The 15,445-nt window shown below is 62.8% G+C and carries 19 protein-coding genes; 13 read left to right on the top strand and 6 right to left on the bottom strand.

The genetic code is table 11. The features are described 5' to 3' along the window. On the top strand, positions 1-1,158 hold a 1,158-nt coding region (locus tag EOC06_RS07430; protein ID WP_128307442.1), incomplete at its 5' end, for a tripartite tricarboxylate transporter permease. A 1-nt stretch (position 1,159) separates the two neighbouring features. On the opposite strand, the gene nth is transcribed toward EOC06_RS07430, so the two are convergent. After that, a complete protein-coding gene (nth, locus tag EOC06_RS07435) occupies positions 1,160-1,984 on the bottom strand; it encodes an endonuclease III (RefSeq protein ID WP_128307443.1) in 825 nt (274 codons plus the stop codon). A gap of 22 nt (positions 1,985-2,006) precedes the next feature. Here nth and EOC06_RS07440 point away from each other — a divergent pair, with 22 nt between their 5' ends. From EOC06_RS07440 to EOC06_RS07485, 10 genes are all read left to right on the top strand, one after another. Beyond that, on the top strand, positions 2,007-2,501 hold the full coding sequence (locus tag EOC06_RS07440) for a DUF2244 domain-containing protein (RefSeq protein ID WP_127328318.1): 495 nt from the start codon (positions 2,007-2,009) through the stop codon (positions 2,499-2,501). A 124-nt stretch (positions 2,502-2,625) separates the two neighbouring features. Further along, entirely contained in the window at positions 2,626-3,501 is an 876-nt protein-coding gene (locus tag EOC06_RS07445; RefSeq protein WP_024502817.1) for a bifunctional helix-turn-helix domain-containing protein/methylated-DNA--[protein]-cysteine S-methyltransferase, read from the top strand. 221 nt (positions 3,502-3,722) lie between these two features. Then, complete coding sequence (locus EOC06_RS07450) at positions 3,723-4,193, top strand: hypothetical protein (protein ID WP_128307444.1); 471 nt, start codon at positions 3,723-3,725, stop codon at positions 4,191-4,193. A 21-nt stretch (positions 4,194-4,214) separates the two neighbouring features. After that, entirely contained in the window at positions 4,215-4,607 is a 393-nt protein-coding gene (locus EOC06_RS07455; protein WP_128307445.1) for a hypothetical protein, read from the top strand. Next, a complete protein-coding gene (locus tag EOC06_RS07460; RefSeq protein ID WP_128307446.1) occupies positions 4,574-5,086 on the top strand; it encodes a hypothetical protein in 513 nt (170 codons plus the stop codon). The genes EOC06_RS07455 and EOC06_RS07460 overlap by 34 nt, the downstream gene beginning before the upstream one ends. Then, positions 5,061-5,543: a hypothetical protein gene (locus EOC06_RS07465; protein WP_164898499.1), complete on the top strand. Its 483-nt coding sequence runs from the start codon at positions 5,061-5,063 to the stop codon at positions 5,541-5,543. Before EOC06_RS07460 ends, EOC06_RS07465 begins: the two co-directional genes overlap by 26 nt. A 153-nt stretch (positions 5,544-5,696) precedes the next feature. Further along, a complete protein-coding gene (locus EOC06_RS07470; protein ID WP_128307448.1) occupies positions 5,697-6,602 on the top strand; it encodes a ribokinase in 906 nt (301 codons plus the stop codon). A 1-nt stretch (position 6,603) separates the two neighbouring features. Further along, positions 6,604-8,055, top strand: a complete 1,452-nt coding sequence (locus EOC06_RS07475) for an amidase (RefSeq protein ID WP_128307449.1) — start codon at positions 6,604-6,606, stop codon at positions 8,053-8,055. Between the two features lie 114 nt (positions 8,056-8,169). Beyond that, on the top strand, positions 8,170-8,784 hold the full coding sequence (locus tag EOC06_RS07480; protein WP_127267106.1) for a LysE family translocator: 615 nt from the start codon (positions 8,170-8,172) through the stop codon (positions 8,782-8,784). A gap of 143 nt (positions 8,785-8,927) precedes the next feature. Then, a complete protein-coding gene (locus EOC06_RS07485; protein WP_245469389.1) occupies positions 8,928-9,206 on the top strand; it encodes a hypothetical protein in 279 nt (92 codons plus the stop codon). A 165-nt stretch (positions 9,207-9,371) separates the two neighbouring features. On the opposite strand, the gene EOC06_RS07490 is transcribed toward EOC06_RS07485, so the two are convergent. Then, positions 9,372-10,313 (bottom strand): nucleoside hydrolase, encoded by a 942-nt coding sequence (locus tag EOC06_RS07490; RefSeq protein ID WP_128307451.1) that lies wholly within the window; start codon positions 10,311-10,313, stop codon positions 9,372-9,374. Positions 10,314-10,628: 315 nt separating this feature from the next. On the opposite strand from EOC06_RS07490, the gene EOC06_RS07495 reads away from it, so the two are divergent. Both EOC06_RS07495 and EOC06_RS07500 read left to right on the top strand, forming a co-directional pair. Beyond that, positions 10,629-11,054: an Hsp20 family protein gene (locus tag EOC06_RS07495; RefSeq protein WP_023760739.1), complete on the top strand. Its 426-nt coding sequence runs from the start codon at positions 10,629-10,631 to the stop codon at positions 11,052-11,054. Between the two features lie 121 nt (positions 11,055-11,175). Continuing rightward, positions 11,176-11,430 (top strand): DUF1150 family protein, encoded by a 255-nt coding sequence (locus EOC06_RS07500; RefSeq protein WP_023760740.1) that lies wholly within the window; start codon positions 11,176-11,178, stop codon positions 11,428-11,430. Positions 11,431-11,497: 67 nt separating this feature from the next. On the opposite strand, the gene ptsN is transcribed toward EOC06_RS07500, so the two are convergent. The 4 genes from ptsN to lptB all read right to left on the bottom strand — a co-directional run. Further along, entirely contained in the window at positions 11,498-11,962 is a 465-nt protein-coding gene (gene ptsN / locus EOC06_RS07505) for a PTS IIA-like nitrogen regulatory protein PtsN (RefSeq protein ID WP_013529589.1), read from the bottom strand. A 102-nt stretch (positions 11,963-12,064) separates the two neighbouring features. Beyond that, the gene (gene raiA / locus EOC06_RS07510) at positions 12,065-12,649 is read right to left on the bottom strand and encodes a ribosome-associated translation inhibitor RaiA (protein WP_013529588.1); all 585 of its coding nucleotides are present in this window, start codon (positions 12,647-12,649) and stop codon (positions 12,065-12,067) included. 264 nt (positions 12,650-12,913) lie between these two features. Beyond that, on the bottom strand, positions 12,914-14,440 hold the full coding sequence (rpoN, locus tag EOC06_RS07515; protein WP_128307452.1) for an RNA polymerase factor sigma-54: 1,527 nt from the start codon (positions 14,438-14,440) through the stop codon (positions 12,914-12,916). Positions 14,441-14,692: 252 nt separating this feature from the next. Beyond that, the coding region (gene lptB / locus EOC06_RS07520; protein WP_245469390.1) for an LPS export ABC transporter ATP-binding protein at positions 14,693-15,445 on the bottom strand (753 nt) is incomplete at its 5' end.

Genomic DNA, 15,445 nt, shown 5'->3' on the forward strand with positions numbered 1-15,445 from the left:
TCGTTCTTTGCCGGCACGGTGTCGACGTTCCTCGTCGCCATCTTTGCCCCGCCGCTGACGGCGATCGCGCTGAAATTCGGCGCGGCCGAGTATTTTTCGCTGATGATCGTCGGCTTGGTTTCGTCCGTCGCACTCGCCCACGGCTCTATCGTCAAGGCGCTGGCCATGGTCGTGCTCGGCCTTCTGCTCGGCATTGTCGGCACCGACATCTACACCGGCACGCCGCGCTTCACGCTTGGAATCCGGGAATATGCCGACGGCTTGAATTTCGTTGCGGTGGCGGTCGGCGTCTTTGGCGTCGCCGAGATCCTGCGCAACCTCGAAAACGAGGATGAGCGTTCCGTGATGATCCGCAAGGTCACCGGCCTTATGCCGACCCGCGAGGACTTTCGGCGCATGGCAGCGCCCATCGTGCGCGGAACGATCATCGGTTCGGCGCTCGGCATCCTGCCGGGAGGCGGCGCGATCCTGGCAGCTTTTGCGTCATACACGGTCGAAAAACGCGTCTCGAAAAACCCGCAGGAGTTCGGCAAGGGCGCCATCGAAGGCGTCGCCGGACCGGAATCGGCCAACAATGCCGGTGCGCAGACCTCCTTTATCCCGATGCTGACGCTCGGCATTCCAGCCAACCCGGTCATGGCGCTGATGATCGGCGCAATGATCATCCAGGGCATCGTGCCCGGCCCCAATGTTGCGACCGAACAGCCGGCGCTGTTCTGGGGCATCATCGCCTCGATGTGGATCGGCAATCTGATGCTGATCGTCCTCAACCTGCCGCTGATCGGGCTTTGGGTGAAGTTGCTGACGATCCCCTATTACGTGCTTTTCCCGATCATCATGGCGTTCTGCTCGATCGGCGTCTACAGCGTCAACAGCAACGTCTACGACCTCTATGCCGTCGCCTTCTTCGGCTTCCTCGGCTATCTCCTGACCAAGCTGCGCTGCGAACCGGCGCCGCTGCTGCTCGGCTTCGTGCTCGGCCCGCTGCTCGAGGAAAACCTGCGCCGCGCCATGATCCTCTCGCGCGGCGACCCGAGCACCTTCTTGACCAGACCGATCAGCGCCGGCCTGCTCCTCATCGCGCTCGCCGTGCTCGCCGTCGTCTTCCTGCCGGCGGTCAGGAAAAAGCGCGAAGAGGTGTTTGTGGAGGAGAGTTGAATTACGCCGTCGTTCCGCTTCGGTCCTGGATCTCTTCGACAGGGTCGAGCGGTGCGATCGGCACCAGCGGTGCCGGCACATCGGTCGTCTTGACCTCGGCCTTGCAGATGTCGGCGATGACGCAGGCCGGGCAATCCGGCTTGCGCGCCTTGCAGACGTAGCGGCCATGCAGGATCAGCCAGTGATGTGCATGGCGCATATATTCGTCCGGAATGATCTTCAACAATCCTTGCTCGACCTGTTCCGGCGTCTTGCCGGGCGCCAATCCGAGCCGGTTGCCGATACGGAGAATGTGCGTGTCGACCGCCATCGTGTGCTGGCCGAAGGCCATGTTGAGCACGACATTGGCGGTCTTGCGCCCGACCCCGGGCAGCTTGACCAATTCATCGCGACTGTCGGGTACCTCGCCGCCATGGTCGCGGATCAGCGCCTGCGACAGCGCAATCACATTCTTCGCCTTGTTGCGCCACAGCCCGATGGTGCGGATATATTCGCCGACCCTTGCCTCCCCCAGCGCCAGCATCTTGTGCGGCGTATCGGCGGCCTTGAACAGCGCCCGCGTCGCCTTGTTGACGCCGGCATCCGTCGCTTGCGCCGACAGCACCACCGCGACCAACAGCGTGAAGGCGTTGACATGTTCGAGCTCGCCCTTCGGCTCGGGCCGCTGGACGGAAAAGCGCCGGAATATCTCGTGCACTTCGGCCGGGCTGTAACGCGACGAGCTCCGCACCGGCCGCGGGCGTGGCTTGACGTTCGACCCATTGCGTCGTGCGGGCAACAACTCTTTTTTGGACAGGGAAGAATCTTTGGACTTGGGGCTTGCCATTTCCCTCCTATAATATCCCCTCATGAGCGACACAAACGCCTCGTTTCAGGCCGACGAGCCATTCTTTCAGGCGCTACTCACCCCGCACCGGTCTCTGGGCCGGACAGGCTTCTTCATCCTGATGGGCGCGCTGCTGTTCGGCTGGCTGGTGACAGGCGCGGTTTTCCTGTCGCGCGGCGCCTGGCCGGTGTTCGGCTTCTTCGGCCTCGACGTGGTCGCCGTCTACATCGCCTTTCGCATCAACTATCGTGCCGCTCGCGCACGCGAGGAAGTCTCGGTCTCGCGCACCAGCCTCGACATCCGCAAGACCGCCCCCTCGGGGAAATCGGAGGCGCATCGCTTCAATCCGTTCTGGGCGCGGTTTTCGGTGGCCCGTCACGCCGAGATCGGCATCACAGGGATGACGGTGGAAGGCCAAGGGCAGAACGTGCCGATCGGATCGTTCCTGGACCCCGATTCCCGCGAGAGTTTTGCCACCGCCTTTTCGCGGGCGCTGGCGACCGCCAAGGCACGCTGAGCCAGCCACGAGCGGTTCCTGGGCTCGAATCCCGTGCCTATCTGGGTATGCGCCGCAGGAAGGCAAGTTTCGGGTGGCGATCGACGCCCCGAGGGGCGATATTCCGGCTCAAGGAGACAGTTCCATGAGCACACACACCGCGGTCCTCAAAAAGGACATCACGCCTGAAGGCAGCGACTACGAAATCGTGCGCCGTGCCATCGAGAAGATCAGTCTCGACTATCGCGATCAGCCTTCCCTTGAAGAACTGGCCGAGGAGGTTGGCGAGACTCCGACCGGCCTGCAAAAACTCTTCACCCGCTGGGCCGGCCTGTCGCCCAAGGCCTTCCTGCAGGCGGTGACGCTGGACCATGCGCGCAGGCTGCTCGATTCCGGCATGCCGCTGCTCGAGACCTCGTTCGAACTGGGCATGTCCGGCCCGGGCCGGCTGCATGACCTGTTCGTCACCCATGAGGCGATGTCGCCGGGCGACTACAAGACACGCGGCGCCGGGCTCACCATCCGCTACGGCTTCCATTCCTCGCCATTCGGCACCGCCCTGATCATGGCCACCGAGCGCGGGCTCGCCGGCCTCGCCTTCAGCGACCCCGGCGAGGAACGCGCCGCCTTCGCCGACATGTCCAGCCGCTGGCCGAACGCCATCTATGTCGAGGACATGACTGCTACCGGTCCCTATGCCGCCCGTATCTTCGACCCGACGCTGTGGCGCCCCGACCAGCCGCTGCATGTCGTCATGATCGGCACCGACTTCCAGGTTCGCGTCTGGGAGGCGCTGCTCAAGATCCCGATGGGTAAGGCCCGCACCTATTCCTCGATCGCGGCCAGCATCGGCGCACCGTCCGCCAGCCGTGCGGTCGGTGCGGCCAACGGCGCCAATCCGCTCTCTTTCGTGGTGCCTTGTCACCGCGCCATCGGTAAATCAGGCGATCTCACCGGCTATCACTGGGGCCTGACCCGCAAGCGCGCCATTCTGGGCTGGGAAGCCGGGCAGGTATCGTAATATCGATTTTCCTCGATATTGCGAAGGAAAACATGGCTATATCGGCCTTATTAAGTATAAGCGCGATTTAGACTGTGGTTTCTGCCGTTGCAACCGAGGGCAACCTGCGGTCCCTGTAGTTGTTATTTTAAGCCGTTATTTTAGGTAACTCTAAATTAACCACGATAAAGTGATGATGCCCTCATATTAATCCGGACGATCCGGCTTGATAGGAGGTCCCGATGACATTGTTTCGCGCCGCCTGCGGCGCAGCTCTGCTGGTTGCCAGCATCGACGAGGCCGCGTTGGCCGCGACACAGAATGTCATCTTCAATGGCACGATCGCGCCCACCTGCACGCTTGTCGTTGCCACCAACGGCACGATGACGGCCAGCCCCGATCTCCAGTCCCTCAGTTCCCACAACAGCGGCGGCTCGGCTGGGACCGTGACGCTGACGACGACCGGAGGTGTGTCGCTCAGCGTCGATCCGGTCACCACCATGACGGTGCCATCGGCAGACAGCACGTCGACGACCTGGACGCCGACCTACTCCGCCACCGGCGCGCATGCCATCGTCGAGACCGGCTCGGCAACCAGCATCACCACACCCGGCGCCGACCTCGTCTCGGTTCACCTCGCCGGAACCAAAGGCGGCAGCAATCGCTTCGCCAACGGCAATTATCAGGCAACGGTAACGCTGCGCTGCGAATGACGCGCAGCGAAGGAGGGGTCGTTGAAACATGTTCGAATCCTGGCGACGGCATTGGCCGTCGGATTGGCGCCCATTGCCGCCAAGGCCCAATCGATGTCGCCGATGCGTGGCGAGATCAACAGCTTCACCGACGTCTTCGCGGTCCGCATCTTCCCTGCCAATCCCTACGACCGGAAGATCCGGGTCGAAATCCACGTCTACGATCAGGATTTTCAGCCGGTAGATGCCAGAATCTCTCCAAATGTCTTCCAGCTGGCTTCCCAGGCTTCCCGTTCTGTCCTTGTGGTCGTGCCCTTTGACGGCGCGGCCGAGCGTAAAGTGCGTATCTGTACCGAAAGCATCCCCTTTCCCGATCAACAGACGCAGATAAGGGCACAGATATGCGGAAAGTTCTTTGGGCGCCGCAAGTCCTGACACTGGCGCTCGCGGCTGCTTGGGCGGGTGCCTCGCCGGCCGGGGCCGAGGACGTCTACAACCTCAACCAGAATGAGAGCGGCTTCAACCTGCCCGGTGTCACCTTGCCCCAGGGTCAGGACGAGGTCCGTGCCGCGGACGGCACCACATGCCGTTCCGCCGTCTCCGGCTCCGGGGCCTATGTCGATCTCGGCGTTATCAGAGGCAACAGCCAGTCCGACAATGATGTCGCCACTTACGGCCGGGTGGTGATCCCGATCGGGCGTACGCCGAAGCGCGTCGATTGCAGCCGTCTCTATGAGCTTGAGGTCGAGCGCCTGCAGTTGGAACTGAAGCTCCTCAAAATGGGCCTCGGCGCCGACGGCCAGACGGCGAGCGTGGCCGCCAGCGCTTCCACGGCCGCGTCACCGGGGTGGGCCAATGAAGGCTGGAGCATCAGGACCGGAAATGGCGATGGCAAGAAAAAGAAGAAGCAGTAGCCGCGCGCTGTTTGCGATGGCTGCACTTGCCGGTTCCTGCCTTCCGGTGCAGGCGGCGATCATCGGCACCTGCACCATCATGGTCGGGGCGTCCGGAACGATGAAGGCCAATCCCGCCATCAGCATACTGAGCTCCAAACAGGCAGGCGGATCGAGCGCCAGCGCCACCGTGGTGGCAAGTTCCCTGTTGTGCTCGATACTTAACCTGCTTGACTGCTATTCGGTTTCGGCGCCGGCGCCTGCCGCATTCTCCTCCGCACCGAGCGGCGGCGGCACCAACGTGATCTTCGCTTCAGTCTTCCGCCTCGATGGCTCGGGGGTCGATGTCAACGGAAGTGTGCCGCAAAGGGTTGCCAACGGCACCCACGCGATGCAGGTCGACCTCACCGCCACCAAGTCGAGCGGTATCTTTCCCGCCGGCAACTATCAGGGCACGGTCACCGTGCGCTGCGAATAAGGCCACGACACCTCAAATCGGACTGGACCATGCGCGTGGTCTGGCAAGCCGCGGCCTTACAGGTTAGCTTTCACGCAATCGGAACGATCTGCGTTCGCCCGGACGCACGAAGACGCTCCGATATTTTGAATTTGCGTTGCCAGGAGGCCCTGCTTGATTATCGTCATCGGCTCGATCAACCTCGACCTTATCGCCAAGGTCGACCGCTTGCCGAGCCCCGGCGAGACGGTGGGCGGCTCAGCCTTCACCACCGCGCCCGGGGGCAAGGGCGCTAACCAGGCACTGGCCGCCGCACGCGCCGGCGCCTCGGTGCGCATGGTCGGCGCCGTCGGCAGGGACAGCTTCGCAGCCGAGGCACTGGCCTTGCTGCGCGACGGCAAGGTCGACCTGTCCGGCGTTGCCGAGACTCACGCCTCGACCGGCACGGCACTGATCATGGTCGCCGACGACGGCGAAAACATCATCGCCGTGGTGCCGGGCGCCAACGCTTCCGTGGTGCCAGGCGATCTCTCCAAGGCCTTTCTGAAAAAAGGCGACGTCGTGCTGCTGCAAAATGAGATTCCGCTGGCCACCGTCGATGCCGCCCTCGACCAGGCAAGGGTGGCCGGCGCCATCACCGTGCTCAACACGGCGCCTTTCCAGGGGCAGGCAGCCGGCTTTCTCGGCAAGGCGGACTATGTCGTCGCCAACGAAACCGAGTTCGACCTCTATGGCGAAGCGCTGTCGCTGCAAGGCCGCGACCGGGCGGCCCGCATGCGCGACTTTGCCGGAAAGACCGGCCGCACCGCCGTCGTCACGCTCGGCGGCGACGGCGTGATGGCGGCGACACCGACCGAGTTCCTGGCCGTTGCTGCGCGCAAGATAACCCCTGTCGACACGGTCGGCGCCGGCGACACGTTCTGCGGCTATTTCGCTGCCAGCCTGTCGTCGGGCCTCGCGCTCGAACAGGCGCTGGCGCGCGCCGGCGCGGCCGGTTCGCTGGCCTGCCTGAAGCCTGGCGCCCAACCGGCGATCCCGCTCGCCAAAGACGTCGATCAGGCGCTGCAGGAAACCCATTAAAATGCTGCGTCCGCAAACGAAACATGCCGTGCCGCCGGCAAGCGACATCTGCCGCCTGTCCGCTGTCGAACTCGCCGGCGCGATCCGGGAGAGAGAGCTTTCCGTGCGCGAGGTGGTGGCGGCATTCCTCGATCGCATCGAGGCGGTCAATCCGCTGGTCAACGCCATCGTCTCCTTGCGCGATCGCGCCGATATCCTGCGCGAAGCCGATGCGGCCGATGCCAGCCTGTCGCGAGCCGAAGCGGCAGGTCCGCTCTTCGGCCTGCCGATCGCCATCAAGGATCTCGCCTCGACCACGGGCCTCAGGACCTCCTTCGGCTCGCCGATCTTCGCCGATTTCGTGCCGCAGGAAGACGATTTCTTCGTCGAGCGTATCCGCAATGCCGGCGCCATCATCATCGGAAAGACCAACGTCCCCGAATTCGGGCTCGGCTCCAACACCTACAACGCCGTGTTCGGGCCGACGCTGAACGCCTTCGATCCGGCCCTGACCGCCGGCGGCTCGAGCGGTGGCGCGGCGGTGGCCCTGGCGCTCGACATGGTGCCCGTCGCCGATGGCAGCGACTTCGGCGGCTCGCTGCGCAACCCGGCCGCCTGGAACAATGTTTTTGGCTTCCGCCCGTCGCAAGGACTTGTTCCCGGCGGACCCGATTTCGAAGTCTTCCATGCGCAGATGGGCGTCGACGGGCCGATGGGCCGCAACGTTCGTGATATGGCCCTGCTGCTCGATGTGCAGGCCGGTTACCACCCGCACGCGCCATTGTCCTACGAGAAACCCGGCTCGTTCCTCGAAGGGCTTGGAATACCGGCAACTGGTGGCCGCATCGCCTGGCTCGGTGACCTCGGCGGTCATCTGCCGGTAGAAACAGGCATTCTCGGTCTGTGTGAGGCGGCACTCGGCCGCTTTGCGGAAGCATCCTTCGCGACTGAACCGTTGCTGCCGGATTTCGATTTCGAAGCGCTGTGGCAGGCCTTCGTGACGCTGCGCCAGGCCAGCAGCGGCTGTGCGCTCAAGACCCACTATGACGATCCCGCGAAGCGCCGCCTGCTCAAGCCGGAAGCCATCTGGGAAGTGGAGAACGCAATGCGGCTGACGGCGCCACAGATCCGCGCCGCCTCCGTGACCCGTACATCCTGGCATCGCACGCTGCTGTCGATCTTCGACCGCTATGATCTCGTCGCGCTGCCGACCGCGCAGGTCTTCCCCTTCGATGTCGATACGCATTGGCCGCGTGAGGTCGCCGGACGCGCAATGGACAGCTATCACCGCTGGATGCAGGTTTCCGCCTTCGCGACCTTGGGCGGCTGCCCGGCGGCCAACGTGCCGGTCGGCTTCGACGATAGGGGCCGACCGATGGGCATGCAACTGATCGGCCGGCCGCGCGGCGACCTCGCCGTGCTGAAGGCGGCGGCGGCCTATGAGGCAACGCTGCCTTGGCAGACCGGCGCCTGAACCGGGCGGACTGGCGTGTCGCAGGGCGCTAGGTAGCGGCTTGCACCGGCTGCGCTGCTATGCATTGATTGTCCTCAAGCCGCGCCGCATCGGCGGCATTCCTGGGGAAAAATCATGTCGCTGGAACTCTACGCCGCCTATGTCCTGGCTTGCATCGTCATTATCCTGGTGCCGGGCCCAACGGTCACGCTGATCATCGCCAACAGCATCCGCCATGGCTCCCGCGCCGGTCTCGCCAATGTCGCCGGCACGCAGGCCGGGCTTGCCGTGATGATCGCCATCGTCGGCATCGGCCTCAACACGCTGATCTCGGGCATGGGCCACTGGTTCGAGTGGGTGCGGCTGATCGGCGCCGCCTATCTGATCTGGATGGGTGTGCAGATGTTCCGTTCCAAAGGCACGCTGAATGCCGATGGAACAGCGAGAAAGCCGCGCGGCGGCTTCTTCCTGCAGGGCCTGCTGGTGGCGCTCAGCAACCCCAAGACGTTGATCTTCTTCGGCGCCTTCTTTCCGCAGTTCATTTCGCCGCAAGGCAACTACTCGCTGCAGATCGCCATCATGGGCCTGACCGCCATGATCTTCGCCGCCTTCTCGGATTCGACCTATGCGCTGGCCGCCGGCCGCGCCGGGCGCCTGCTGTCGGCGGGCCGCATCAAGCTTTTGTCGAGGATCAGCGGCAGCTTCATGGTCGGCGGCGGCCTGTGGCTGGCGCTTTCAAAGGCAAAGTAACAGCGCGCCGACAAGCCGGGACTCTAACAGCAATTTCCTGAAACAGGGAGGCCGATTGAAAGTCGGCCTTCTGTCCACCACATGAATCGGCGGTTGGGGGATTCACGTCGATGTCGTGGACTTTTGCGGATGTGAAAGGGCACGTGCTGGGCGTGGTCCTCATTGTTGCGGTGTTCGCGGCGGTGTTGGTCCTTGATCCGCTCAAGTGGACGAATATGGCAAGCCCAATCCGGTCGGTCGTCACCGTCGACGCAATGGTCAGAAGTGTCCAGTGGGACCGCGTCGGCATCTATCTGGTCTCTGTCGAGAACGGTCCGTCTGTTCTCATCAAGGACAAACGCCAGCATCTGATCGGCTCGCGCATAAGCATTGAACGCGTCACGCGCGACAATGGAACGATCTTTTACCGGTTTCCAGAATGAACTGGCGGCTGGCGCCTCTTCCCTCGCCCCGTTTACGGCGAGGGGGCGGTCGCGAAGCGATCGGGTGAGGGGCAGCGCCGAGGGCGCAAGCAGAATCTCAACGTTTGTGCCGCCCCTCATCCGCCTGCCGGCACCTTCTCCCCGTAAACGGGGAGAAGGAAGCTCTCACAGCCGCCCCAGCCTCTCCACCAGCAACCCGAAAAACCCGTCATGGTCGATGTCGCGCATCACCATGGCGTTCTTCGGCCGCTTGGTAACGCCCCACCAGTCGATCACGGTCATGCCCATGGTGAGCTCGGAGGCCGTTTCCACGCTGACGTTGCAGTTGCGGCCCTTGAACAGGTCAGGCTTCAACAGATAGGCGATGACGCAAGGGTCGTGCAGCGGGCCGCCGTCGGTGCCGTATTTCTCCTCGTCGAAGCGCTCGAAGAATTCCAGCATCTCGGCGGTGGCGGTGCCGACCTTGGTGCCGAGCGCGCGGAAGGTTTGCGTGCGCTTGGCGGTGGTCAGCGCCTTATGGGTGACATCGAGGGGCATCATCACGATCGGAATGCCGGATTTGAGCACGACATCGGCGGCCTGCGGATCGACGTAGATGTTGAATTCGGCGGTCGGGGTGACATTGCCGCCTTCGAAGAAGCCGCCGCCCATCAGCACGATTTCCTTGATGCGCGGTGCAATGCGCGGCTCGCGGATCAGCGCCAGCGCAATGTTGGTGAGCGGGCCGAGTGCGCAAAGCGTGATCGTGCCGCTTTCTTCCCCCATCAGCGTCTCGACGATGAAATCGACCGCGTACTGGTCCTGCAGTTTCATCGTCGGTTCTGGCAATTGCGGTCCGTTGAGGCCGGTCTTGCCATGCACTTCCTCGGCGGTGACCAATTCGCGCATCAGGGGCCGGATGGCGCCGGCATAGACCTTGATGTCCGGGCGGCCGGCCAATTCGCAGATCTTGCGGGCATTCTTTTCGGTAAGCTTCAGCGGCACGTTTCCGGCAACGGCTGATATGCCGACGATCTCCAGTTCGGAGCTGCCGAGCGCCAGCAATATGGCGACGGCATCATCCTGACCGGGATCCGTGTCGATGATGATCTTGCGTGATTGGGGCATTTCAATTCCTTGTTTGGCGAGGTCGTGGGCTTGAACCGATCCGATCGAAACATCCAAATGACGCCGAAGCGGTCGCGAGCTGCCATGTCGAACCGCTCGACCGGGAAGGACAATTCCCGACCTGCGCGCTTCTCCTTGCATCTGCTCGCCGTTTCAAGCGCCATGTCGGTCATTCCTGTGAGTCCACGCCTGGTCTTTTTGAGCGGGTCTGTTGACGGCTTGAACTTGGTCGCGGGGCGGACCATATCAAGGCCATCGGGAAAAATGCCATCTGGGTTTTTCCACTTTATGTCGCTCTTGAGAGGACAGTGTAACATGAGCCGAATGACGCCCTTTTCCAGCCCGCTTCTCCTTGGTTTCGACGCCATGGAAAAGACCCTGGAACGCCTGGCGAAATCCGGCGACAGCTACCCTCCCTACAACATCGAACGCCTCAGCGGCGCCGACGGCAAGACCGAAAGGTTGCGCATCACATTGGCGGTCGCCGGTTTCGCCGAAAGCGATCTCGATGTCACCACGGAGGAAAACCAGCTGGTCGTGCGCGGCCGTCAGACCGACGACACCGAGCGCGAATTTCTTCATCGCGGCATCGCCGCACGCCAGTTCCAGCGCTGTTTCGTGCTGGCCGACGGCATGCGGGTGATCGCGGCGGAGTTGAAGAACGGTCTTTTGTCGATCGACCTCGATCGACCGGAGTCCGAACGGCTGGTACGGAAAATAAACATATCGGTGAAAGACTGATCTTTACCACTGCATCGGCCGGAAATCGGCTCCGACTTTCCGAAAGCATGATGCAGCAAATTGAAATGGCTCTCATGCGGGATGGCCTTGAGCGGCGTCCTCGCGCCAAGGAGGCTTTGAAATGACCAGAACTGAAAATATCACCATGACCAATGGCGAATTCGCTCATCTCGGCGAGGGCTCGGTCGCTTATCTCAGAAAGGTCTCGAGCGACGAATTGCTCGGCCGTTTCCCCAATCTCGGCGAAATCGCCCCCGGCATGGAACTGTGGGCCTTGTTTGCCGCCAATGGTCAGCCGATCCTGCTTTCCGATGCGCGTGACCGCGCTCTGGCCGGCGCCATGGAAAACGACCTGACCACCGTCGCCATTCACTGACAGCGATTTCCGGCTGAAACGGAAAGGGCCGCCCATGGCGGCCCTTGTGGCGGTATCACCCTCAAATTCAGGCCGCGTGCGAGGCCTGGGTGTCCGACAACAGCGCGTGGATAGCGGCGGCGTCGCGCGTACCCCTGATCTTGGCCACCGTGTCGGCATCGCGCAGGACCCGCGCGATGCGCGACAGTGCCTTGAGGTGGTCGGCGCCCGCCCCTTCCGGCGCCAGCAGCAGAAACACCAGATCGACGGGCTGATCGTCCAGCGATTCGAAATCGACAGGCGTCTCCAGCCGGGCGAAAACACCTGCGATGCGTTTCACGCCGGCCAGCTTGCCGTGCGGAATGGCGATGCCGTTGCCGACGCCGGTCGAACCCAGGCGCTCACGCTGCAGGATGGTGTCGAACACCTCCCGCTCCGGAATGCCGGAAATCGCCGCTGCCCGTTCGGACAGCAGTTGCAGCAGCTGCTTCTTGGAGTTCGCCTTCAACGCCGGCAGTATCGCCGGAACGTTGATAAGATCGCTCAGATCCATGCTAGAAAATCCCTTGTTCGCCTGCCGTCACCAGTCCCCACCCCTCGTGCGGCCGGCTCTTATTGCCGTGCGACCCTTGTCGTCACCGTGCGACCTTTGTCGTCACGCTTGCGCGACCTTGGTCGTCGACGGGTCGATCCAGCCGATATTTCCATCGGGTCGGCGATAGACGATGTTGAGATGGTCGGTTCCCGCATTGCGGAAGACAAAGACCGGGCTGTCCTTGGTGTCGAGCTCGATGACCGCCGACGCCACCGACATGGTCTTCAGCGTCATGGTTGATTCGGCGACGATGGCGGGCGCGAAATTCTCCGGAATGTCCTCGTCGTCATCGGCAAGCGGCGCCATCACCGTGTAGGCGATGTCGGTCGGCTGGCCGTTGGCGGCGCCCGAATTGTGCGATTTCAGCCTGCGCTTGTAGCGCCTCAGGCGGGTTTCCAGACGGTCCGCCGCCGCCTCGAAGGCTAGCGTCGGATCCTGGGCATCGCCGGTGGCCTGCAGCGAAGCGCCGGAATCCAGCCGGATCATGCAGTCCGCCGAATAGCGCGAGCCCGATTTGATGACCGTGACATGTCCGGCAAAGCCGCGATCGAAATATTTGCCGATCGCTTCGCCGACACGATCATTGATGCGTGTCCGAAACGCATCGCCGATATCCATGTGTTTTCCCGATATGCGCAGATTCATCTGAAAACTGACCTTCCTTGCTCAGGCTTCAAACTGGCCCGAGTTTATACTCGTGATCCGTGCGCACAAGCTTTGCGGCGTCACTTGCGCCGATTTTAAATCCAAACTTTCCGGTTGATCACAAGCCGCCCTTTGACCGTCCCGAGGCCAACGTCGTGACGGACCATCCGCATGCGGGCATCTAGCCCGTCTCATGCGGGCGGGCTTCTAGCCACTTCACCGCGGCTTGTCAATGAAGTGCCGGCCTGTGGAAAATCGACCCGCTCAGCGCCCGGCGCTGGCCATCGCCCGTTTCTCGCGTCGGCGCTGCACCGAAGAGGGGATATTCATGCCTTCCCGGTACTTGGCGACCGTACGTCTTGCAATGTCGACGCCACTTTCGCGCAACATGTCGACGATCGCGTCGTCGGAAAGCACGTCGACGGGTTTTTCCTCGTCGATCAACTGCCTGATGCGGTCACGCACCGCTTCCGAGGAATGCGCATCGCCGCCGCCCGACGCGGCGATCGAGGCGGTGAAGAAGTAGCGAAGCTCGAACACGCCGCGCGGCGTCAGCATATATTTGTTGGCTGTGACCCGGCTGACCGTCGATTCGTGCATGCCGATGGCGTCGGCTACCGTGCGCAGATTGAGCGGCTTCAGCTGGCGCACGCCATGGACGAGGAAGGCATCCTGCTGGCGAACGATTTCCGAGGCGACCTTGAGGATGGTCTTTGCCCGCTGGTCGAGGCTGCGCGTCAGCCAGTTGGCGTTCTGCAGGCATTCGGCCAGAAAATCCTTTTCCGCCTGGTTCTTGGCCTGCGGCGAGACCTGGGCGAAATAGATATGGTCGACCAAGACCCGCGGCAGCGTTTCGGCATTGAGTTCGACCGTCCAGCTGCCGTCATTGGCCGCGCGCACCTCGACATCGGCGACGATCGCGTCGCTGGCGCCGCCCGAAAACGCCATGCCCGGCCGGGGATCGAGCGCCCGGATCTCCGCCAGCATGTCGAGCAGATCCTCCTCGTCGACACCGCATATCCGTTTCAATGCATGAAAGTCACGTCGTGCCAGGAGTTCGAGATTGGCGACCAGCGCCTTCATCGCCGGATCGAGCCGGTTGCGCACCGCAAGTTGCAGCGACAGGCATTCGGCCAGGTCGCGGGCAAACAGGCCAGCCGGCTCGAAGGTCTGACACACCGCCAGCACCTTCGCCACGGCAGCGGTATCCGCACCGAGACGAGCGGCGATCTCGGCCAGGTCGGCACGCAGATAGCCGGTCTCGTCAAGGCCGTCGGCGAGTTCGGCGGCGATCAGCCGTGCAGCCGGGTCAGTGAAGGCTAGCGCCACCTGTTCACCGACATGGTCGCGCAGCGTGATCGCAGCAGTCGCCATATCGCCGGCGTCAAACCACTCGGATGAGGAACCCGCGCCATTGCCCGAAGCCGATTTCCATTGTGCCGTCAGGTCGGGACCGAGCCGCTCGCTGGTCCCCGGGTCGTCGGGAAACAGGTTTTCCAGCGACGTGTCGAGCTTGTCCGAGATCGCCTCGGCGCTCCACTGCGTCTCGTTTTCGAACCAGTCGCCTTCGGCGGTGGCTTGCGGCTCCGCCTCGATCTTCTGCGCCTGGTCGCTGGCGGCATCGTCCTGCGGCTCGGAGCGCTCCAGCAGCGGATTGCGCTCGATTTCCTCGTCGATGAAATGCTCAAGCTCGACATGGGTGAACTGCAGCAGCCGAATCGACTGCATCAGCTGCGGCGTCATCACCAGCGACTGCGATTGTCGTAGCTGTAGTTTGGCCGCCAACGCCATGGTTCGGTTTCAAACGCCTCGTCTACGCATCCGGACTTCCGGAAAGGAATTTTGCAGCCGGCCATAGAAACTGGCCCGGCTTTTGCTTGTCAAGGGAATTGGTAGCAAAACCCGCTTACCGGAGCGTTATCCCGGAGCAAAATCGAGGAAAAAGGGCCGGCGAACCGCAAAAATCGTGTCAGGAAACAAATTTCACGCCGAAGGCAATTCCAGGATAACTGCGCTGCGGTCCGGAATTGCGCGGGAAAAGAGTCAGAGCGTAAAACCCTCACCGAGGTAAAGTCGCCGCACATCCGGGTTTGCCACCACCTCGTCGGCCCTTCCATGGGTCAGCACCTGGCCGGCATGGATGATGTAGGCGCGGTCGATGAGGCCGAGCGTTTCGCGCACATTATGATCGGTGATGAGGACGCCGATGCCGCGCGCCGTCAGGTGGCGCACCAGTTGCTGGATATCGGCGACGGCGATCGGATCGATGCCTGCGAAAGGCTCGTCGAGCAGCATGTAGGCCGGACGCGTCGCCAGCGCTCGCGCGATTTCCAGGCGTCGCCGCTCGCCGCCCGAAAGCGACATGGATGGCGCCTTGCGCAGATGGCTGATGTGGAATTCCTCGAGCAGTTCGTCGAGATTGCGCTCGCGCACCTTGCGGTCCTTTTCGACCACTTCCAGCACCGCGCGGATATTCTGCTCGACATTGAGGCCGCGGAAGATCGACGCTTCCTGCGGCAGATAGCCGATGCCGAGGCGTGCGCGACGGTACATCGGCATCGACGTGACGTCGAAGCCGTCGATCTCGATCGTGCCTTCATCCACCGGCACGAGGCCGGTAACCATGTAGAAACAGGTCGTCTTGCCAGCGCCGTTGGGGCCGAGCAGCCCAACGGCCTCGCCAGCGCGCACGCCGATGGTGACGCCGCTGACGACCTTGCGGCCCTTGTAGCTCTTGGTCAGCCCCTTGGCGATCAGGGTTCCCTTGAACTTTCCCGCATCGACGGTCACCGTGGC

Source organism: Mesorhizobium sp. M7A.F.Ca.MR.362.00.0.0 (assembly GCF_004023175.1).
Lineage (GTDB): Bacteria > Pseudomonadota > Alphaproteobacteria > Rhizobiales > Rhizobiaceae > Mesorhizobium.